Source organism: Streptococcus sp. HMSC034E03, assembly GCF_001811505.1.
Classification (GTDB): Bacteria; Bacillota; Bacilli; order Lactobacillales; family Streptococcaceae; genus Streptococcus.
Genome location: NZ_KV804944.1, coordinates 1 through 473 on the forward strand (window position 1 = coordinate 1; position 473 = coordinate 473).

At 38.3% G+C, this 473-nt stretch carries 1 protein-coding gene; it reads left to right on the forward strand.

Annotated elements, in window-relative coordinates; all coding sequences use genetic code 11:
- Nucleotides 1-473: transposase (locus HMPREF2805_RS01075; RefSeq protein WP_148131564.1), on the forward strand; the 473-nt coding region annotated here is incomplete at both ends.

The window sequence follows — 473 nt, forward strand, 5'->3', positions numbered from 1 at the left end:
TTGGTAGAAGATACCTATAGTCCAGATAATGGTCGTCCTAGTCTTGATCCCGTCATGCTAGTCAAAATTCCTTTGATTAAATGTTTTTATGGTATCCGTTCCATGCGCCAAACCATGAAAGAGATTGAAGTAAACGTGGCCTATCGTTGGTTTCTCGGACTAACTTTAGATGATAAGGTTCCTCATTTTACTACCTATGGCAAGAATTACAGCCGTCGTTTTCAAGATAAAGAACTCATTTCTGAGATTTTTTCCCAAGTTCTCAACCAAGCTTTGTATGCAGGTTTAATTGATCCTTCTGAAATATTTGTGGATGGTACCCATATCAAAGCGGCAGCTAATAGTCACAAGTATCGTAAGGAAATGGTGAACCAACAAGCTAAATTTATGAGTGAACAATTGGCAGTTGAGATTGATTTAGATCGGAAAAAACACGCAAAAAAGTCCTTAAAGCCCGCAAAAGAAAGTGAAGC